We start from the raw sequence: 19,450 nt of genomic DNA, 5'->3' as shown, positions 1-19,450 counted from the left end.
GAAGCTTCCCGGGGCGCGACCAACTACTAGAAAAGAGGGGGAACTATCTATGGCGCAAACGACCGCCGCAGTCCGGGCTGAAAAGCCCAAGCGGCAGAAGCCGCCCAAGTACTCCGGAATGAGCCGGGCCCTGGTCCGCCGGGAGACCATGTGGGCCTACCTGTTCCTGCTGCCCAGTCTCATCTTCTTCGTGGCCTTCGTGGTCCTGCCCATGTTCATCTGCGTATTTTACAGCTTCTGTGAATACGGCCTGGGTGGCATCAAGGGCTTCGCGGGCTTCGATAACTACATCAAACTCTTCAAAGACCCCACCTTCCACAAGGGCTTCCTGAACACCCTGCTCATCGTGGTGGTTGCGGTGCCCAGCGTCACTGCGTTCTCGCTGTGGGTGAGCTCCGCCATCTACAAGATGCACGCTGTGCCCCGCTCCTTCTTCCGGTGCGTGTTCTACCTGCCGGTGGTCTCCGGCTCGGTGGCCATCACCGTGGTGTGGAAGTGGATCCTCAACCCCTACTACGGCATTCTGAACCAGGTCACTGGTAATGTGGGCTTTGACTGGCTGGGCAACTCCAAGACCGCCATCTGGTTCATCATCCTGATCCTCTTCACCACCTCCATCGGCCAGCCCATCGTGCTGTATGTGGCGGCCCTGGGCAACGTGGACCAGTCTCTCGTGGAGGCGGCCCAGGTGGATGGCGCCACCAAGCTCCAGGTGTTCTGGAAGATCAAGTGGCCCCAGATCATGTCCACCACCCTGTACATCCTGGTCATCACCACTATCAACTCCTTCCAGTGCTTCGCGCTGATCCAGCTGCTGACCCGCGGCGGACCCAACAATGCCACCATGACCATCATGTACCAGGTGTACGACACCGCCTATCGCCTCAACGATCTGGGCTACGCCAACGCCATCGGCGTGGTGCTGGCGATCATCATCGCCATCTTCTCGGCCCTGCAGTTCAAACTGGCGAAGACTGACTAAGGGGAGGCGAGAAAATGAGTGCGAATACTGCTGTAAAAACCAAGAGGAGCACCGACCTCACCGGAACCTCCACCGGCTATAAGATCTTCGCGGTGGTGATCCTGGTCCTGCTGGCCCTGTTCTTCCTGTTCCCGCTGTACTGGATCGTCACCGGCTCTTTCAAGACCGCGGTGGAGATCAACTCCAAGACTCCGGTCTGGTTCCCCATGGAGCCGACTCTGGAGAACTACATCAAGCTCTTTAGCCACCCGGCTATGAAGTGGTTGTTCAACATCATCTTCATCTCGGCCGCTGCCATGGTCCTGACCTGCCTGACCGCCGCTCTGGCGGGCTACGCTCTGGCCAAGAAGCGCTTTATCGGCCGGGGCGTGCTGTTCACCATCATCATCTGCGCCATGGCCCTGCCCAAGCAGGTCATCGTTATCCCCCTGCTGCAGGAGATGACCAACATCTTCCACATCAACGACACCCTCTGGGCGGTCATCCTCCCCACCGTGGGCTGGCCCTTCGGCGTGTTCCTGATGAAGCAGTTCTCTGAGACCATCCCCAACGAGATCCTGGAGGCCGCCCGTGTGGACGGCGCGGGCGAGATCCGCACCTTCGCCACCGTGGTCCTGCCCATGATCAAGCCGGGCATCGGCGCACTGGCGATCTTCACCTTCGTCAACACCTGGAACGACTACTTCCTCCAGTTGGTCATGCTCACCAGCGAGGACAAGTGGACCCTCCCCCTGGCCATCGCCAACCTCCAGGGCGAGATGTCCTCCGACTTCGGCCTCATCATGGCCGGTGCGGCGCTGGCGGCCATCCCCATCGTGGTGGTGTTCATCGCGTTCCAGAAATACTTCACCCAGGGCATTGCAATGGGTGCCGTCAAGGGTTAATTACGGACCTGATTTAAAACCTCCGGTCTTGCGGAACATCTTCGGATTTGGTAAGATTGGAGCGACACAGACAAGGCCGCGGACCCGCCCCGAAGAGCGGGGCGGGTCCGTATCACTTTGGCCTGTCCATCTACCTATCATACTCATTAGGAGGTAAACGAACATGAGCGATCTGAGCAAGTACCAGGGCGTTATCCCTGCGTTCTATGCCTGTTATGATGATGAGGGCAATATTTCCCCCGAGCGTGTGCGGGCTCTGACCCGTTACCTGATCGGCAAGGGCGTCAACGGCCTGTACGTGGGCGGCTCTTCCGGCGAGTGCATCTACCAGAGCGTGGCTGAGCGCAAGGTGGTGCTGGAGAACGTGATGGCCGAGGCCAAGGGCAAGGCTGTCATCATCGCCCACGTGGCCTGCAACAACACCGCCGACAGCCAGGAGCTGGCTGCTCACGCGGAGAGCCTGGGCGTGGATGCCATCGCCTCCATCCCCCCCATCTACTTCCACCTGCCGGAGTACGGCATCGCCCAGTACTGGAACGACATCTCCGCTGCCGCTCCCAACACCGACTTCGTCATCTACAACATCCCCCAGCTGGCCGGCGTGGCCCTCACGCCCTCTCTGCTGGCTGAGATGAAGAAGAACCCCCGCGTCATCGCCGTCAAGAACTCCTCCATGCCCACCCAGGACATCCAGATGTGGCATGACGCCGGCGTACTGGTCTTCAACGGCCCCGACGAGCAGTATGTCTCCGGTCTGGCCATGGGCGCCTGCGCCGGTATCGGCGGCACCTACGCCGTGATGCCCGAGCTGTTCCTGAAGGTCTATGACCTCTTCCACAAGGGCGAGATGGCCAAGGCTCAGGAGATCCAGTACGAGATCTGCCGCATCATCTACAAGATGTGCTCCGCCCACGGCAACCTGTACGCCGTCATGAAGGCCATCCTGGCCAAGAAGGGCGTGGAGTGCGGCTCCGTGCGCAAGCCCATGCCCGGCCTGATCGACAGCGACGCCGCCGTGGTGGACGAGGCTGCCGCCATGATCGATGCCGCCATCGCCAAGTATTGCTGATTTTTGAGTCTATCGTTTCAGGAGGCGTATTACAATGAGAATCTATCTGTGTGAGGACTACAAGGCCATGAGCCGCCGCGCGGCCAACATCATCTCCGCCCAGGTCATCACCAAGCCCGACAGCGTGCTGGGCCTGGCCACCGGCGGCACCCCCGTGGGCGCCTACCAGCAGCTGGTGGAGTGGTACAACAAGGGCGACCTCAGCTTTGCTGAGATCAAGACCGTCAACCTGGACGAGTATCTGGGCCTGTCTCCCCACCACGAGCAGAGCTACCGCTACTTCATGAACACCAACCTCTTCGACCACATCGACGTCAAGAAGGAGAACACCCACGTCCTCAACGGTCTGGCCAAGGACCCTGAGGCCGAGTGCGCCGCTTACAACCAGCTCATCCGCGACCTGGGCGGCATCGACCTGCAGCTGCTGGGCATGGGCCACAACGGCCACATTGCCTTCAACGAGCCGGGCGACGACTTCGGCCTGGAGACCCACGTGGTCACTCTGACCGACCGGACCATCGACGCCAACACCCGCTTCTTTGAGAACCGGGACGAGGTGCCCCGCCACGCGCTGAGCATGGGCATCAAGAACATCATGCAGGCCCGCCGCATCCTCATCATCGTCAGCGGCGAGGAGAAGGCCGACACCGTGTGCAAGGCCTTCGCCGGCCCGGTCACCAAGGACGTGCCCGCCTCGGTGCTGCAGCTCCATCCCGATGTGACTCTGGTGGGCGATAAGGCCGCCCTCAGCAAGCTGGTAGAGGCAGGTGTCCCCGTATGCGGCTAACCGGCGGTAAGGTTTATGACGTCCGGGACGGTTTTGTCCAGCGGGACGTGTGCATCGACGGAGCTTGCATCGCCGACGCCAGCAACTGCGGCCAGACCTATGATCTGACCGGCTACTATGTGATCCCCGGCCTCACCGACGTGCACTTCCACGGCGCGATGGGCCACGACTTCAGCGACGGTGACGCCGAGGGGCTCCAGGCCATGGCCGACTACGAGCTCTCCCGGGGCGTCACCCAGATCTGCCCCGCCGGCATGACCCTGCTGGAGGAGCAGCTGACCAAGGTGTGCCGCAACGCCGCCGAGCACCGGAAGAACAGCAAGAGCGGCTCCATGCTGTGCGGCGTGAACCTGGAAGGTCCCTTCCTGTCCTACGCCAAGAAGGGTGCCCAGAACGGCGACTGGCTCCACGCCCCCGACGTGGCCATGCTCCGCCGGCTGGAGAACGCCTCCGAGGGCCTGGTGAAGCTGGTGTCGGTGGCTCCCGAGGAGCCCGGCGCCCTGGAGTTCATCCAGGCCGTGGCTGACGAGGTCACCGTGTCCATCGCCCACACCACCGCCGACTATGACACCGCCGCCGCCGCCTTCCGGGCCGGCGCCCGGCAGGTGACCCACCTCTTCAACGCCATGCCCGGCTTTACCCATCGGGCTCCCGGCGTGGTGGGCGCCGCCTTTGACGCCGACTGCAAGGTGGAGCTCATCTGCGACGGCGTGCATATCCATCCCAGCATGGTCCGCGCCGTGTTCCAGCTCTTCGGCGCCAAGCGCGTCATCCTCATCAGCGACACCATGCGCGCGGCGGGCATGTCCGACGGCGCCTACACCCTGGGCGGCCAGGACGTGAACGTGAAGGGCAAGCTGGCCACTCTGGCCGACGGTACCATCGCCGGCTCGGTGACCGACCTGATGAACTGCATGAAGACCGCCGTCTCCTTCGGCATCCCCCTGGAGGATGCCGTCCGGGCCGCCGCGGTGAACCCCGCCAAGGCCATCGGCATCTACTCCCGCGTGGGCAGCATCGAGACCGGCAAGCTGGCCAACCTGGCCGTGCTGGACGAGGACCTGGAGCTCAAGGCTGTCATCTTCAAGGGTGAAGTGGTCCACGGGAGCCTGTAATTTGTCCAAAAAACACTTGCCAGAACCGTAAAGAATTCGTATAATAAGACGATCCCCCGGCGCGTGGGCGCCACCAATCAGGCCCTTCCGTCCTACTCCATTTCAATAGGGCGGCGGGAGCCGTAAATGAAGGAGGAACATCCGCCAGGCCGGCGGTGCGGCAGTGTGGAGACCTGTCGTAATGTCCGCGGAGTTTCGCTCTCCAAGGACAAGGGGGTATTTGCGGAGGCATTGCCCCTACGGCCCAAAACAGTATGGCAACGGTATCTCTCAAAGGCGTCAAGAAGATCTATGACAACAAGGTGACCGCCGTCCACGACTTCAATCTGGAGATCGCGGACAAGGAATTCATCGTGCTGGTCGGCCCCTCCGGCTGCGGCAAGTCCACCACGCTGCGGATGATCGCCGGTCTGGAGGAGATCTCCGAGGGCGATCTGCTCATCGGCGACAAGCGCATGAACGACGTGGAGCCCAAGGACCGCGACATCGCCATGGTGTTCCAGAGCTACGCTCTGTACCCCCACATGACCGTGTACGAGAACATGGCCTTCTCCCTGAAGCTGCGCAAGATGCCCAAGGAGGAGATCGACAAGCGGGTGAAGGAAGCCGCCGAGATCCTGGATATCACCCAGTACCTGCAGCGCAAGCCCAAGGCTCTGTCCGGCGGCCAGCGTCAGCGTGTGGCCATCGGCCGCGCCATCGTGCGTGAGCCCCAGGTCTTCCTGATGGACGAGCCTCTGTCCAACCTGGACGCCAAGCTGCGTAACCAGATGCGCGCGGAGATCATCAAGCTGCGCCAGCGCATCAACACCACCTTCATCTACGTCACCCACGACCAGACCGAGGCCATGACTCTGGGCGACCGTATCGTCATCATGAAGGACGGCTTCATCCAGCAGATCGGCACGCCTCAGGAGGTCTTTGATCATCCCAAGAACATCTTCGTGGCCGGCTTCATCGGCATGCCTCAGATGAACTTCTTCGACGCCCGTCTGGAGAAGACCGGCGACAGCTATGTGGTCAAGTGTCAGGACGCCACCGTCACCCCCAGCGCCAAGATCGTGGCTGGCCTGAAGGCCAACAACGTGCCCAGCAAGGACATCATCCTGGGCATCCGTCCCGAGCACGTGTCCTTCGCCGCCGCGCCCTCTGAGACCACCATCAGCGGCACCGTGGACGTGTCCGAGATGATGGGCAGCGAGGTGCATCTGCACGTCAACGCCAAGGGCAAGGACGTGGTCCTGCGCATCCCCACCACCGACCTGCCCGAGGAGCACCGCGGCGGGTTCCACTACGGCGCTGAGGTGAACTTCACCTTCCGCAGCGACCTGATCCACCTCTTCGACCCCGAGACCGAGAACAACCTGCTGTAAGAACCGAAAAAACCGCGGCGCGCTGCCTGGCAGCGCGCCGCGGTTTTTGTTTTGCAATGGCTCAATCGTTGTCCTGAGGCTGGACCACCTTGGGGATGAAGCGGCGGGCGAAACGGCCCTTGCCGCGGCTGCGGACGTAGAAGAAGCCCACAATGGAGAAGATCAACGCGCCAATAAAATTGACGAACAGGTCTGCCATGGTGTCGTGAAGGCCGATGTCCAGATATCCGCCCAAGCCCAGGGCGGTCTGGGTGCCGTCGGAGTGGACCAGGATCACGTCGGTGATGTCCTTGACGGCCACGGCCAGCGTGCCGTGGTCGGGGTCCAGCATGACGGTGGAGATGGTGTTGAGGACGGTGTCCTTCTGCATATCGAAGAGGAGGATCTGGTCGATGCTGAACTCAAAGAACTCCCACAGCACGCCCACGGTCATGGAGAAGCAGAAGGCGGTGATGGCCATGAACACCGGGCTCAGGTGGAGGGAGAAGCGCTCGTTGCGGTTGAACAGGTCCACCAGCGAAAAGCCGATGGCGGCGCAGAGGAAGCCGTTGAGGGTATGGAGCATGGTGTCCCAGTAGGGGAAGATGATATAGTAGGCCTGGATCTCCCCCAAAATCTCGGCGGCATAGATGAACAGGAGAATGATGATCTCCAGCGTGTCCGGGAGATCCACCTGGAACTTCCGCTCGATGAGGGAGGGGAGGATGAAGAGCACCAGCGTCAGGACACACAGAAAGACGTTTTCATAGTTCCTGTTGAAGAACTGGGCGATCATCATACCGATGACGGACAGGCGCAGTAGGGTGTAGAGGACGGCCATGACCCGCCGGTGTTCCACGTGGCGGAAGCCCTTGGCCTTTTTCTTTGGCATAGGAATCGTAAACCTTCCCGCGGCCGGATTCACGCCCACTGCTGGGACCGCGGAGCCGCAGAGACCAGTATACTACGTTTTCCGGCCTAACACCAGCCCTTTGTCCTCAATCGGCAAAAACGGTCTCGCCGCCCACCCGGGTGCAGCCCTCGGGGGCGTAGCGCCAGTGGGTGAGGCGGCCCTCGGTGTGGAAGTAGACCAGGGGCGCCGGAGGCGCGGGGGGCAGGTGACCGATGATCTGGAGCTTGATCTTCATCCGGTGGGGGAGGATGGACTTGATGTAGACCGACACCCGCTCCCCCTCCCGCAGCCCGGGCTGGAGCTCGGCCAGGCCCGAGAGGTTGGGGGTCAGCTCGATGAAGGCCCCGTAGTCCTTGATACCCCGCACGGTTCCCGCCACCGTCATGCCCGGCTGGAAGGGGGCGGCGTTCTCCGCCCAGGTGCCCAGCAGCTCCCGGTGGGTCAGGTAGATGCGCTCCCGCGCCCGGTCCAGGCCCAGCACCGCCGCATAGATGTCCTGCCCCATGGAGAAGCGCTGGCAGGGGTGGGCGATGCGGGAGACCGAGATGTGCTCGATGCCGATCATGGAGGGCACGCCGCACCCCAGGTCCACGAAGGCCCCAAAGGGCTCCAGGTGGGTGACGGAGGCGGGGAGGATGACCCCGGGACGGCAGGTCTCCAGCAGGGCATCCAGGGCCCGGCGCTGGGCCTTCCGGCGGGAGAGCCGGGGGCACAGTACGCCGTCCCGCTCCTCCAGGGCCTCCACCACGAAGGACACCGGCCGTCCCACCCGGGCGAGGATGGCGATGTCCCGGGTGCTGCCCTCGGCGATGCCCAGGGCGGCCTCCTCCCGGGGGATGATCCCCCGCAGGCCGTGGCCCAGGTCCACCGTCAGATCGTGTCCGGCGCTGCACAGCAGAGCGGTGCCCTCCAGAACGGTCTGCGCCTCCAGGGCCCGGCGCAGGCCCTCGGGCGAGGCGCAGGCGGCCCGGTTTTCCGCGGTGTTGAGAAGGTGCCCCTCGGGGGGATAGCAGCATGTCACATCCACCAGATCCTTTCCGCTTCCAGCGCGAGATTCCGTACACTATATGCGCCTCTCTCCCGGGAATTGACAGGGGAGCGCGGGGAATTTATAATGAGAGAAAGTCATGGAACGCCGCGCCGGAGCGTGGGCGCGGGAAAGGAGAGAGGACCATGGACGTCCGGGTGGGCGACCTTCTGGAGCTGAAAAAAGAGCACCCCTGCGGCAGCCGGGAGTGGCTGGTGCTGCGGGTGGGCATGGATTTCCGCCTGAAATGCCAGGGCTGCGGGCATGAGCTGATGCTCCCCCGCAGCAAGGCGGAGAAGAGCATCAAAAAAATCAAACGGACCGAGGGACAGGTATGAAAGAATTTTGGAGCAGCCGCATCCGGGACATGGTCCCCTATACGCCGGGGGAACAGCCCCGGGGCCGCACCTTTATTAAATTGAACACCAATGAAAACCCCTATCCGCCCGCCCCCGGGGCGCTGGAGGCCATCCGTGCCGCCGCCAACGGGGACCTGCGGCTCTATCCCGACCCGGAGGCCACCGAGCTGCGCGCGGCGCTGGCCAAGTTCCACGGCGTGAAGGAGGAGCAGGTCTTTGTGGGCAACGGCTCGGACGAGATCCTGGCCTTCTGCTTCGCGGCCTTTTTCGGGCCGGAGCAGCCGGTGGTGTTCCCCGATGTGACGTACAGCTTTTATCCGGTGTACGCTGGGCTCTTCGGCATCGAGTACCGCACTATCCCCCTGCGGGAGGACTTTTCGCTGCCGGTGGAGGATTTCCTGGGAAAGAACGGCGGCGTCATTCTGCCCAACCCCAACGCCCCCACCGGCCGGGCCCTGGCCCTGGCGGACGTGGAGCGGCTGTGCAAGGGCAACCCGGACGTGGCGGTGGTCATCGACGAGGCCTATGTGGACTTCGGCACGGAGACCGCGCTGTCTCTGCTGGACACCTGCCCCAACCTGCTGGTGGTGCGCACCATGTCCAAGTCCCGCTCTCTGGCGGGCATGCGCCTGGGCTACGCCGTGGGCAGCGCCAACCTCATCGCCGCCCTGCGCTGTGTGAAGGACTCCTTCAACTCCTACACTCTGGACCGGGTGGCCCTGGCGGCGGCCAAGGCCTCGGTGGAGGATGCGGCCTATTTTTCGGAAACCTGCCAGAAAATCGCCGCCACCCGGGAGGGGACCGCCCGGCGGCTCACCGAGCTGGGCTTTGAGGTCTGCCCCTCCAAGGCCAACTTCCTCTTCGTTCGCTTCCCCGGCCGGAGCGGCAAGGAGCTGCTGGACGGCCTGCGGGAGGCGGGCATCCTGGTGCGCTGGTGGAACCAGCCCCGCATCGCGGACCATCTCCGCATCACCATCGGCACCGAGGAGGAGATGGACGCCCTGGTGGAGGCCCTCCGCCGGCTGACGAGAGGGGAGGGGAACTGAATGCGCTACGAAGGCACCATTTACCGGCCCCCCGGAGAGTGGAAGAGCTACCTCTTGCAGGTGACGGTGGGCTGTTCCCACAACCAGTGCACCTTCTGCGGCATGTACAAGGATAAGCGCTTCCACATCCGCCCGCTGGCTGATATCTTTGAGGACATCGCCATGGCCAAGGCCTACTACGACCGCCTGGGCCGGAGCGTGAAGCGGGTGTTCCTCTGCGACGGGGACTCCATCGTCATGCCCACCGACCAGCTCCTGGCCATTCTGGAGAAGCTCTACGCCACCTTCCCGGAGCTGGAGCGGGTCACCGCCTACGCCGGGCCCCGGTCCACACTGGCCAAGTCGCCGGAGGACCTGCGCCGCCTGCGGGAGGCGGGGCTCTACCGGGTGTACCTGGGGGTGGAGACGGGAGACGACCAGCTCCTCCACGCCATCAAGAAGGGGGTCAATGCCGCCCAGATGCTGGAGGCCGGCATCCGCCTGCGGGAGGCGGGCTTTGACCTGTGGGTCATGGTGATTTTGGGCCTGGCCGGACCGGGCGAGCCCTCCCGCCGCCACATCGCCGCCACGGTGGAGATGATGAACGCCATGAAGCCCCGGCACCTGTCCGCCCTCACCTACCTGCCCGAGCCGGGCACCGAGCTGGGCGACCAGGTGGAGCGGGGAGAGTTCCAGCTCATCACCGGCCGGGAGGCTTTGTTGGAGAACCGGGGACTGGTGGCCGGACTGACGGTGGACCCGCTCCACTTCACCAGCGACCACGCCTCCAACTACCTGCCGCTGAAGGGCGGCCTCCCCGAGGACCGGGAGGCCATGCTGGAGGCCATCGACCGGGCCCTGGGGGACGAGGAGCTGCTGCGCAGCGAGTACGGCCGGGCCCTGTAACACACCCGATCAGATCCAGGCGGCGGCATATCGACCGCCGCCTGGCGCGCATTTGGGAAAAAGGAGCAGAATCATGAAATTCATTCATCTCTCCGACCTGCATCTGGGCAAGCGGGTCAATGAGTGTTCCATGCTGGAGGACCAGCAGTACATTTTGAACGAGATCCTGCGCATCGTGGAGGAGGAGGCCCCCGACGGCATCCTGCTCGCCGGCGATATTTATGACAAATCCATGCCCTCCGCCGAGGCGGTGGCCCTGCTGGACGACTTTCTGGTGCGCCTGTCCCGGATGGGGCAAAAGGTGTTCGTCATCAGCGGCAACCACGACTCCGCCGAGCGCGTGGCCTTCGGCGGGCGGCTGATGGAGGGAAGCGGCGTGTACCTGGCCCCGGTGTACGACGGCAAGGTGGAGCCCATCGAGCTGGAGGACGGCTATGGAACGGTGCGGCTCTGGCTGCTGCCCTTTGTGAAGCCCATCCACGTCCGCCACTGCTTCCCCGACCGGGAGATCACCTCCTACACCGACGCCCTCGCCACCGCCGTGGAGGCCATGGGGGTGGACCCGTCGGAGCGCAACGTGCTGGTGACCCACCAGTTCGTCACCGGCGCCTCCCGCTGCGACTCGGAGGACATCGCCGTGGGCGGCACCGACAACGTGGACGTTTCGGTGTTCGATCCCTTTGACTATGTGGCCCTGGGCCACATCCACGGCCCCCAGTATGTGGGGCGGGAGACGGTGCGCTACTGCGGCACCCCCCTGAAATACTCCTTCTCCGAGGCGAAGCACCACAAATCGGTCACCGTGGTAGAGCTGGGGCAGAAGGGAGACGTACAGATCCGCACCGTGCCCCTGCGCCCCCTGCGGGACCTGGTGGAGCTGCGGGGCACCTACGAGGAGCTGACCTTCAAGGGCTTCTATGGGGGCACCAGCTACCGGGACGACTACGTCCACATCACCCTCACCGACGAGGACGACGTCCCCGACGCGGTGGGGCGGCTGCGGGTGATCTACCGCAACCTGATGAAGCTGGACTACGACAACCTCCGCACCCGGACGAACCTGTCCCCCGTGGGCGGGGCCAGCGTGGAGCAGAAGGACCCGCTGGAGCTGCTGGAGGAGTTTTACCGCATCCAAAACGGACAGCCCATGAGTGAGGAGCAGCGCAAGCTGGCCAAGGAGCTCATGGAGGACATCTGGGAGGGAGAGGCATGAGACCGCTGAAATTGACCATGTCGGCCTTCGGGCCCTACGCCGGAAAGGTCCTGGTGGACCTGGAAAAGCTGGGGGAGCAGGGGCTCTACCTCATCACCGGCGACACCGGCGCGGGTAAGACCACCCTCTTTGACGCCATCACCTATGCCCTGTACGGCGAGCCCAGCGGCGGCGACCGGGAGCCGTCCATGTTCCGCTCCAAGTACGCCGACCCGGAGACCCCCACCCTGGTGGAGCTGGTCTTTTCCTACAAGGGCAAGGAGTACACCGTCCGCCGCAGCCCCGATTACCAGCGTCCCTCCAAGCGGGGAGGAAAGCTGGTGACCCAGCCCGCCAAGGCGGAGCTGGAGCGGCCCGACGGCCGGCCCGTCGCCGGTGTGCGGGAGGTCAACGCCGCCATCCGGTCCATCATCGGCCTGGACCGGGGGCAGTTCGCCCAGGTGGCCATGATCGCCCAGGGCGATTTTAGGAAATTGCTGCTGGCCGACACCAAGACCCGCCAGGAGATTTTTCGGGAAATCTTTCAGACCCGGTATTACCAGACCTTCCAGGAGCGCCTGAAAACCCGCACCGGCAAGCTGCGGGACGAGTGCGAGGCGGCCCAGGCCAGCGTGAAGCAGTACATCAGCGGCATCCTCTGCCCGCCGGAGTCCCCCTGTGCTCCCCGGACCGAGCTGGCCAAACGGGGAGAGCTCACCTTCCAGGAGACGGTGGAGCTCATCGAGACCCTCATCGCCAACGACCGCAAGGCGGAGGAGGCCTGTGAGGGCCAGCTCGCGGAGCTGGACGGGGCCATCCGTGCAGTGAGCGAGCGCCTGGGCAAGGCCGAGGAAGTGGAAAAGACCCGCAGGAACCTGGCAAAGGCCAAGCAGGACCGGGAGGCCCAGGCCCCCCGGGTGGAGCTGGCCCGGAAGAAGCTGGAGGAGCAGCGGGCCCTGGAGCCCCGGCAGGCGGAGCTGGAGGGGGAGCGCTCGGGCCTGGAGGCGGAGCTGCCCCGGTACCGGGAGCTGACCGACCAGGAGCGGACTCTGGCCAATCTGGCCGGGGCCATCGCCGCCCAGCAGGAGGAGCAGCAGGCCCAGCGGACCCGGCTGACCGCTCAGACCGAGTCCCTCTCCAAGCTGAAAGCCGAGGGGGAGACCCTTGCCCACGCCGGCGAGGGGAGAGAGCGGCTCCTGCGGGAGCAGACCCAGGCCGAGAGCCGCAAAAATGCCCTGACCGCCCTGGGGCGCGATCTGGAGCAGTGGCAGGCCTGCACCCAGCGCCTCCAGAAGAGCAAGGAGCAGTGGGAGGACCTGTCCGCCCGTCAGGGGAGCTTCCGGAAGGAAGTGGAGCAGAAGGAGGCCACCCTCCAGGCCGACCAGAAGGCCTGGAAGGACTCGGAGGGCCTGGAGGCGGAGCGGGAGAAGGGCAATGCCCGCCGCACCCAGGCTCAGGAGCGGGCCCGGGGGCTCCAGGCGCTGGAGGGATTTTTGCGCGATTGTGACGCCGCCCGGAGCGCCCTGAAGCAGGCCCAGAATGTCTACCAGACGGCGGCGGATACCCTGGAGGCGGCGGAGCAGGATTACCGGCAGAAGGACCGCGCCTTCCTGGACGAGCAGGCGGGCGTCCTGGCCCAGCACCTGCGGCCCGGAGAGCCCTGCCCGGTGTGCGGCTCGGTGGAGCACCCCGCCCCCGCCCGCATGTCCCAGAACGCCCCCACTGAGGCCCAGCTCCAGCGCGCCAAGGAGGCGGTGGACGCCGCCCGGGCCAAGGCCAACCAGGCCAGTCTGAAGGCCGGGAGCTGCAAGACCGCTCTGGAGGAGCGGGAGAAGAAGCTGCTGGACGGGATGAAGGACTATGTGGAGGCCCCCTCCATTGAAGAAGCCCCCGCCCAGATCGCCGCCTGTCAGAAGGAAAACGAGCAGGTCATGGCCCAGCTCCGGCAGGAGGCCAAGGCCCTGGAGACCAAGCTGATGGCCCGGCAGGCCCTGGGGGAGCATATCGCTGCCCAGGAGCAGGCCTTGAAGGCTGCAAAGGAGCGGCAGGAGCGGCTGGACCAGCAGCTCCAGCAGGCCCAGGTGGACCACAGTGCCCTCAAAGGCCAGAAGGAACAGCTGGAGGGCAAGCTGGTGCAGCAGCTGGGCGAGCAGCTGCCTGGCGTGGCGCTGGCGGAGGCCCCCAAGGCCCTGGCCGACCAGCGCACCCAGGTAGAGGCGCAGCTGCGCACCCTGGCCGCCCAGCTGGACGCCGCCCAGAAACAGCTCCAGCGCAAGGAAGAGCTGGAGACCCTGATTCCCCGGCGGGAGGGGGAGCTCCGGGACCTGGAGAACGCCATTTCCAAGGCCCAGGCCGACCTGGCCGGAGCGGAGAGCCGGAAAACGGCCCTCACCGAGCAGCTCGCGGCGCTGAAAGCCTCCCTCCGCTATCCCGACGCCGCGGCGGCGGAGCGCCGGGTAAATACCCTGCGGCAGGAGGCCGAGGGACTCAAACAGGCCCGCAAGACGGCCGAGGAGGCCCTCAACCGGGAGAACACCGCCCTGGCCCAGCTGGACGCCGCCATCGCCCAGCTCACCGGCCTTCTGAAGGACGGGGAAGGCACCGACATTGAGGCCGAGCGGGCCAGAAGCGTGGAGCTGACCGGCCGCCGGGCCCAGGTGGAGGGGGAGCGGCGGAGCCTCCATACCCGCCTCACCACCAATCAGACCGCCCTCAGCAATATCCAGGCCCGCTCGGCGGACCTGACGCGGCTGGAGGCCCAGTACACCTGGGTGCGCACCCTCTCCAACACGGTCAACGGCAACCTCACCGGCAAGGGAAAGGTGGACCTGGAGACCTATGTGCAGATGACCCGCTTCGACTCCATCATCCAGCGGGCCAACAGCCGCCTGATGGTCATGTCCGGCGGCCAGTACGATCTGCGCCGCCGCACCGAGGCGGAGAACAACCGCAGCAAGAGCGGCCTGGAGTTGGACGTCATCGACCACTACAACGGCTCCGAGCGGAGCGTGAAATCCCTCTCCGGTGGCGAGTCCTTCCAGGCGTCGCTGTCTCTGGCTCTGGGGCTCTCGGACGAGATCCAGTCCTCCGCCCACGGCATCTCCCTGGACACCATGTTCGTGGACGAGGGCTTCGGCTCTCTGGACGAGGAGGCCCTCCAGCAGGCCATCCGGGCCTTCACCGGCCTCACCGAGGGCAAGCGCCTGGTGGGCATCATCTCCCACGTGGCCGAGCTCAAGGAGAAGATCGACAAGCAGATCGTGGTCACCAAGGACCGGACCGGCGGCAGTCGGGTGGAGATCGTGGTATAACAAAACGAGCGGCGCACCAAAAGGTGCGCCGCTCGCGGTTTATCTGGAGGTTTAGATGACTTGCAGGCTCTTCCACTTGCCCTGGAGGAAGCGGAGAACGAAGATGAAGGCCCGGACGATCCAATCGAGGAACATGGCCAGCCACACCCCCAGCAGGCCCAGGCCGAAGCCCCAGGTGCTGGCCAGCAGGTAGCTGGCGGCGATGCGGCAGAGGAACATGGAGGCCAGGGACACCCCCATGGTGAACACGGCGTCGCCGGCGGCCCGCAGGGTGTTGGGCAGGGTGAAGGAGAGGGGCCACACCACCAGGGCGAACACGCAGAACCAGCGCAGCACCTCCTCCGCCATAGCCGCGGCGGCAGGGGAGAGGTTGAAGATGGAGCAGAGCGGCCCGGCGGTGAGGAAGAGCAGCACGCTCAGGGTGCCCATGGACAGGTACACTGTGGCCACCAGCTTGCGGGTGTAGCGCACGGCCTGGCCGCTCTCGCCCGCGCCCATGCACTGGCCCACCACCGTGATGATGGCCAGACCGATGGCCTGACCGGGCACGTTTACCACGCCTGCGATGCTGTTGGCGATGGCATTGGCGGCCACGGCGTCGGTGCCGAAGCCGGTGATGAGGCTGAGCACCACCAGCTTGCCCACCTGGAAGAGGCCGTTTTCCAGCCCGTTGGGGATGCCGATGGACAGGATGCGCTTCACCATATCCCCCCGGAAGCGGATGGGGAAGAAGTGCTCCAGGCACAGCGGCAGGTTGGGGTGGCGCAGCAGCACCAGAATGATGACGGCGGCGGTGATGCGGGAGACCAGGGTGCCGATGCCCGCGCCCAGGGCTCCCATGTGGAAGCCGTAGATGAGGATGGCGTTGACGGTGATGTTGACGATGTTGACCACCAGGGAGTTGAGCATGGAGATGCGGCTGTTGCCCATGGAGCGGAAGAGGGCGGCACCGGCGTTGTAGATGGCCATGAAGGGGTAGGCCAGGGCAGTGGCCAGGAAGTACTCCAGGGCGCTGTCCATCACGTCGGGCTCGATGTTGCCGAAGAGGAGGGCCAGCACATGCTGCCGGAACACCAGGGCCAGCACCATCAGGGCGGTGGACATGGCGGTAGTGGTGTAGAGGAGCTGCCGGGCGGCGGTGCGGGCATCCTCCAGCTTCTCACGGCCCAGGTACTGGGAGACCACCACCGCGCCACCGGTGGACAGGGCGGCGAAGATCTGGATGAGCAGCAGGTTGATGTTGTCCACCAGGGACACGCCGGACACGGCGGCCTGGCCGGTGCTGGTGACCATGACGGTGTCCGCCATACCCACGGTCATGAGGAGGAACTGCTCGATGACCAGGGGGATGATCAGACGCACCAAGGCCTGACGGGAGAAGAGGGGGGATTGGGCAGCTTGGGATTGCATGGTCTGGGCCTCCTTCACAGATTCAGCCTTTCATTTTAGCACTTGGGCGGCAGGTGGCAAGGTTTAAAATAGACAAAAAAAGCCCCGCCCCCCGGGAAAAATCCGGGAGGCGGGGTTCCCTGCGGCTTACTGGACCGAGAGCACCTCGTAGCCCGCGTCGGTGACGGCCTTGGTGAGCACGTCGTCGGACACGTCGGCGGAGAGGGTGACGGTGGCGGACTTGCCCTCCAGGCTCATCTCCACGGCGGAGACGCCCTCCAGGGCGGAGAGGGCCTTCTCCACCCGTCCGGTGCAGTGAGAGCACATCATGCCCTCGATGATGAGTTTCTTGGTCATGGTTTGACACACTCCTTGTTCGGTTTGATGTTGGGTCAGCACGGGGGTCACAAGTTCCTCCGGGACTCCTGGGAGCTTGGGGCGGAAGAACCGCAGGCGCAGGGCGTTGGTCACCACGCACACCGAGCTCATGCTCATGGCGGCGGCGGCGAACATGGGGTTGAGCATCACGTGGAGCAGGGGATACCACACGCCCGCGGCCAGGGGGATGCCGATGACGTTGTAGAAGAAGGCCCAGAACAGGTTCTCCTTGATGTTGCGGATGACCGCCTTGGAGAGCTGCACCGCCTTCACCGCGTCCATCAGGTCGCTCTTCATCAGCACGATGTCGGCCGACTCGATGGCCACGTCGGTACCCGCCCCGATGGCCAGACCCACGTCGGCCCGGGCCAGGGCGGGGGCGTCGTTGATGCCGTCGCCCACCATGGCCACCTTCCGGCCCTGGGCCTGAAGGGCGGCCACCTGCCGCTCCTTGTCCTGGGGCAGCACCTCCGAGACGATCTCGTCCACCCCCAGGGCGGAGCCCACCGCCTGGGCGGTGCGGGCGTTGTCGCCGGTGAGCATAACCACCCGGATACCCAGCGCCCGGAAAGCGGCCACGGCGGCGGCGCTGGTGGGCTTGGGCTGGTCAGCCACTGCGATGAGGCCCAGCAGCTTCCCATCTTCGGCGAAGTACAGGGGGGTCTTACCCTGGGCAGCCAGCTGTTCCGCCCGGGCCTGGGCGGCACTCAGGCCAATACCTTCCTCCCGGAGCAGAGCGGCGTTGCCCGCCAGGAACTGTCCGCCCTGGATGGCGCCCTTGACGCCCTTGCCGTGGAGGGCGGTGAAGTGCTCCACCGGGGCCAGGGGGATGTTCCGCTCCTGGGCGGCGGTGACGATGGCGGAGGAGAGGGGGTGCTCCGAGGGCTGCTCCAGAGAGGCGGCGATGCAGAGGAGCTCCTCCGCGCCGGTGTCTCCCAGGGGGAGAAGGTCGGTGACCACCGGCTTTCCCTCGGTGAGGGTGCCGGTCTTGTCCAGCACCACCGTGTCGATGGTGTGGAGGGTCTCCAGGGCCTCGGCGGATTTGATTAAAATGCCGTTTTCCGCGCCTTTGCCGGTGCCCACCATGATGGCCACGGGGGTGGCCAGGCCCAGAGCACAGGGGCAGGAGATGACCAGCACGGCCACGCCTGCGGTGAGGGCCCGGGTGATGTCGCCGCCGGTGACGACCAGCCAGACGAGGGCGGTCACCACGGCGATGGTGATGACCACCGGCACAAACACCCCGGCCACTTTGTCGGCCAGCTTGGCGATGGGGGCCTTGGAGGCCGAGGCCTCCTCCACCAGGCGGATCATTTGGGCCAGGGTGGTGTCCTCGCCCACCCGGGTGGCCTCAAAGGTGAAGGAGCCGGACTGGTTGATGGAGGCGGCGGCCACCTTGGACCCGGGGGCCTTCTCCACCGGGATGGACTCGCCGGTGAGGGCGCTCTCGTCCACCGAGGACCAGCCTTCCACCACCACGCCGTCCACCGGGATGCGCCCGCCAGGCTTCACCACCACCCGGTCGCCTACCACCACGTCCTCCACCGGCACCTCCACTTCAGTGCCGTCCCGCAAGACGGTGGCGGTCTTGGGGGCCAGGTCCATCAGCCGGGCGATGGCCTCGCCGGTCTTGCCCCGGGACCGGGTTTCCAGGAACTTGCCCAGGGTGATGAGGGTGAGGATCATGCCCGCCGACTCCAGGTAGAGGTCCATGGACCACTTCTCTACCCGGGCGGTGTCCCCGTGGCCCAGGCCCCAGCCGATCTGGTAGAGGGCCGCCAGTCCGTACACCACCGCGGCGGTGGAGCCCAGGGCGATGAGGGAGTCCATGTTGGGAGCCCGCTTCCAGAGGGTCTTGAAGCCGACCTTGTAATATTTGTCGTTCACATACAGGATGGGCAGCACCAGCAGCAGCTGGGTGAGGGCGTAAACCATGGCGTTCCCGGTGCCGTGGAAGATGGCAGGGAGGGGCCAGCCCATCATGTGGCCCATAGATAAGTAGAAAAGGGGGATGAGGAAGCAGAAGGAGACGATGAGGCGGAATTTCATGTGTTTGAGTTCTTCTGCCAGCGGGTCCGGGCCCTTGGCCTGGGCGGCCTTGGCGGCGGTCCCGCCCGCCGGGGCGGCGCCGTAGCCCGCATCCTCCACTGCGTGGACGATGGCATCGGGGGTGACCGCGCCCTCGTCGTAGTCCACCAGCATGGAATTGGCCATCAGGTTCACGTTCACCGAGCGGACCCCGTCCACCTGGCCCACCGCCTTCTCCACGTGGGCGGAGCAGGCGGTGCAGGTCATGCCGGTCACGTTGTATTTTTGTTTCAAGGGAAGCTCACGACCTTTCGGGATTTACTTCAGCAGGCGGCCCAGGGTGTCCACCAGCTCGTCGACCTTCTGCTGGCGGTCCTCGTCGGTGACGGCGTTCTTGACGCAGTGCTCCAGGTGGGCGGCCAGGATCTCCCGGTTGCAGCGCTTCAGGATGGCCTCGGTGGCCATGACCTGAGTGGAGATGTCGATGCAGTAGCGGTCCTCCTCCACCATTTTGATGATGCCGTCCAGCTGGCCGCGGGCGGTTTTCAAGAGGCGCAGGATCTTCTGATGGTCGGCCATCATGGGGCAGACCTCCTTTCGGTACTGGACACCCCCCGGGGGTGGGGTATCTTGGTAAGCCAAGTATAACTCCCCCAAAAGGGAGTTGTCAAGAGGAAAAACAGACCGGCGGGGGCGTTCTTCCAGCACTTCACCCGGTGACCGGGGGACACTT

16 protein-coding genes are annotated in these 19,450 nt (G+C 64.9%); 11 read left to right on the top strand and 5 right to left on the bottom strand.

Annotation, left to right across the window (positions count from 1 at the left end):
- Positions 1 to 49 precede the first annotated feature (49 nt).
- The 6 genes from B5G43_RS14945 (at position 50) to ugpC (ending at position 6,210) form a co-directional block, all read left to right on the top strand.
- Positions 50 to 982 (top strand): sugar ABC transporter permease, encoded by a 933-nt coding sequence (locus tag B5G43_RS14945; protein WP_087262769.1) that lies wholly within the window; start codon positions 50 to 52, stop codon positions 980 to 982.
- Positions 983 to 996: 14 nt separating this feature from the next.
- On the top strand, positions 997 to 1,866 hold the full coding sequence (locus B5G43_RS14940) for a carbohydrate ABC transporter permease (protein ID WP_087262767.1): 870 nt from the start codon (positions 997 to 999) through the stop codon (positions 1,864 to 1,866).
- Between the two features lie 163 nt (positions 1,867 to 2,029).
- On the top strand, positions 2,030 to 2,935 hold the full coding sequence (locus tag B5G43_RS14935; RefSeq protein WP_087262765.1) for a dihydrodipicolinate synthase family protein: 906 nt from the start codon (positions 2,030 to 2,032) through the stop codon (positions 2,933 to 2,935).
- Positions 2,936 to 2,969: 34 nt separating this feature from the next.
- On the top strand, positions 2,970 to 3,722 hold the full coding sequence (nagB, locus tag B5G43_RS14930; protein ID WP_087262763.1) for a glucosamine-6-phosphate deaminase: 753 nt from the start codon (positions 2,970 to 2,972) through the stop codon (positions 3,720 to 3,722).
- Positions 3,713 to 4,837 (top strand): N-acetylglucosamine-6-phosphate deacetylase, encoded by a 1,125-nt coding sequence (gene nagA / locus B5G43_RS14925; protein ID WP_087262761.1) that lies wholly within the window; start codon positions 3,713 to 3,715, stop codon positions 4,835 to 4,837. The genes nagB and nagA overlap by 10 nt, the downstream gene beginning before the upstream one ends.
- 254 nt (positions 4,838 to 5,091) lie before the next feature.
- Positions 5,092 to 6,210: a sn-glycerol-3-phosphate ABC transporter ATP-binding protein UgpC gene (gene ugpC, locus B5G43_RS14920; RefSeq protein WP_087262760.1), complete on the top strand. Its 1,119-nt coding sequence runs from the start codon at positions 5,092 to 5,094 to the stop codon at positions 6,208 to 6,210.
- Between the two features lie 61 nt (positions 6,211 to 6,271).
- Here the strand turns inward: ugpC and B5G43_RS14915 are convergent, their stop codons facing one another.
- Both B5G43_RS14915 and B5G43_RS14910 read right to left on the bottom strand, forming a co-directional pair.
- Positions 6,272 to 7,081, bottom strand: coding sequence for a hypothetical protein (locus tag B5G43_RS14915; protein ID WP_087262758.1), 810 nt, complete (start codon positions 7,079 to 7,081; stop codon positions 6,272 to 6,274).
- Positions 7,082 to 7,187: 106 nt separating this feature from the next.
- A complete protein-coding gene (locus B5G43_RS14910) occupies positions 7,188 to 8,129 on the bottom strand; it encodes a S1 RNA-binding domain-containing protein (protein WP_343214427.1) in 942 nt (313 codons plus the stop codon).
- Between the two features lie 146 nt (positions 8,130 to 8,275).
- Between B5G43_RS14910 and B5G43_RS14905 the strand changes: the two genes are divergently transcribed.
- The 5 genes from B5G43_RS14905 to B5G43_RS18060 all read left to right on the top strand — a co-directional run bounded on the left by B5G43_RS14905 (position 8,276) and on the right by B5G43_RS18060 (position 14,922).
- Positions 8,276 to 8,467, top strand: coding sequence for a DUF951 domain-containing protein (locus B5G43_RS14905; RefSeq protein ID WP_087262754.1), 192 nt, complete (start codon positions 8,276 to 8,278; stop codon positions 8,465 to 8,467).
- Positions 8,464 to 9,534: a histidinol-phosphate transaminase gene (hisC, locus tag B5G43_RS14900; protein ID WP_087262752.1), complete on the top strand. Its 1,071-nt coding sequence runs from the start codon at positions 8,464 to 8,466 to the stop codon at positions 9,532 to 9,534. The genes B5G43_RS14905 and hisC overlap by 4 nt, the downstream gene beginning before the upstream one ends.
- Complete coding sequence (locus tag B5G43_RS14895; protein WP_087262750.1) at positions 9,535 to 10,419, top strand: radical SAM protein; 885 nt, start codon at positions 9,535 to 9,537, stop codon at positions 10,417 to 10,419.
- A gap of 73 nt (positions 10,420 to 10,492) precedes the next feature.
- Positions 10,493 to 11,632: an exonuclease SbcCD subunit D gene (locus B5G43_RS14890; protein WP_087262749.1), complete on the top strand. Its 1,140-nt coding sequence runs from the start codon at positions 10,493 to 10,495 to the stop codon at positions 11,630 to 11,632.
- Positions 11,629 to 14,922: an SMC family ATPase gene (locus B5G43_RS18060; protein ID WP_087262747.1), complete on the top strand. Its 3,294-nt coding sequence runs from the start codon at positions 11,629 to 11,631 to the stop codon at positions 14,920 to 14,922. The genes B5G43_RS14890 and B5G43_RS18060 overlap by 4 nt, the downstream gene beginning before the upstream one ends.
- Before the next feature lie 51 nt (positions 14,923 to 14,973).
- Here B5G43_RS18060 and B5G43_RS14880 read toward each other — a convergent pair whose 3' ends face one another.
- From B5G43_RS14880 to B5G43_RS14870, 3 genes are all read right to left on the bottom strand, one after another.
- Positions 14,974 to 16,332: an MATE family efflux transporter gene (locus B5G43_RS14880; RefSeq protein ID WP_087262745.1), complete on the bottom strand. Its 1,359-nt coding sequence runs from the start codon at positions 16,330 to 16,332 to the stop codon at positions 14,974 to 14,976.
- Between the two features lie 126 nt (positions 16,333 to 16,458).
- Positions 16,459 to 19,011, bottom strand: coding sequence for a heavy metal translocating P-type ATPase (locus B5G43_RS14875; protein WP_087262743.1), 2,553 nt, complete (start codon positions 19,009 to 19,011; stop codon positions 16,459 to 16,461).
- A gap of 24 nt (positions 19,012 to 19,035) precedes the next feature.
- Complete coding sequence (locus B5G43_RS14870) at positions 19,036 to 19,299, bottom strand: metal-sensing transcriptional repressor (RefSeq protein ID WP_087262741.1); 264 nt, start codon at positions 19,297 to 19,299, stop codon at positions 19,036 to 19,038.
- Positions 19,300 to 19,450: the final 151 nt, after the last annotated feature.

Origin of the sequence: Flavonifractor sp. An92 (genome assembly GCF_002159175.1) — a bacterium.
Taxonomy (GTDB): domain Bacteria; phylum Bacillota; class Clostridia; order Oscillospirales; family Oscillospiraceae; genus Pseudoflavonifractor_A.
Note: the sequence above shows the minus strand (reverse complement) of the source record. Positions and strands in the feature narration are given on the sequence as shown.

Coding starts and splice junctions, on each gene's coding strand:
- B5G43_RS14945 (WP_087262769.1), top strand. CDS start 50: ATGGCGCAAACGACCGCCGCAGTCCGGGCTGAAAAGCCCAAGCGGCAG.
- B5G43_RS14940 (WP_087262767.1), top strand. CDS start 997: ATGAGTGCGAATACTGCTGTAAAAACCAAGAGGAGCACCGACCTCACC.
- B5G43_RS14935 (WP_087262765.1), top strand. CDS start 2,030: ATGAGCGATCTGAGCAAGTACCAGGGCGTTATCCCTGCGTTCTATGCC.
- nagB (WP_087262763.1), top strand. CDS start 2,970: ATGAGAATCTATCTGTGTGAGGACTACAAGGCCATGAGCCGCCGCGCG.
- nagA (WP_087262761.1), top strand. CDS start 3,713: ATGCGGCTAACCGGCGGTAAGGTTTATGACGTCCGGGACGGTTTTGTC.
- ugpC (WP_087262760.1), top strand. CDS start 5,092: ATGGCAACGGTATCTCTCAAAGGCGTCAAGAAGATCTATGACAACAAG.
- B5G43_RS14915 (WP_087262758.1), bottom strand. CDS start 7,081: ATGCCAAAGAAAAAGGCCAAGGGCTTCCGCCACGTGGAACACCGGCGG.
- B5G43_RS14905 (WP_087262754.1), top strand. CDS start 8,276: ATGGACGTCCGGGTGGGCGACCTTCTGGAGCTGAAAAAAGAGCACCCC.
- hisC (WP_087262752.1), top strand. CDS start 8,464: ATGAAAGAATTTTGGAGCAGCCGCATCCGGGACATGGTCCCCTATACG.
- B5G43_RS14895 (WP_087262750.1), top strand. CDS start 9,535: ATGCGCTACGAAGGCACCATTTACCGGCCCCCCGGAGAGTGGAAGAGC.
- B5G43_RS14890 (WP_087262749.1), top strand. CDS start 10,493: ATGAAATTCATTCATCTCTCCGACCTGCATCTGGGCAAGCGGGTCAAT.
- B5G43_RS18060 (WP_087262747.1), top strand. CDS start 11,629: ATGAGACCGCTGAAATTGACCATGTCGGCCTTCGGGCCCTACGCCGGA.
- B5G43_RS14880 (WP_087262745.1), bottom strand. CDS start 16,332: ATGCAATCCCAAGCTGCCCAATCCCCCCTCTTCTCCCGTCAGGCCTTG.
- B5G43_RS14870 (WP_087262741.1), bottom strand. CDS start 19,299: ATGATGGCCGACCATCAGAAGATCCTGCGCCTCTTGAAAACCGCCCGC.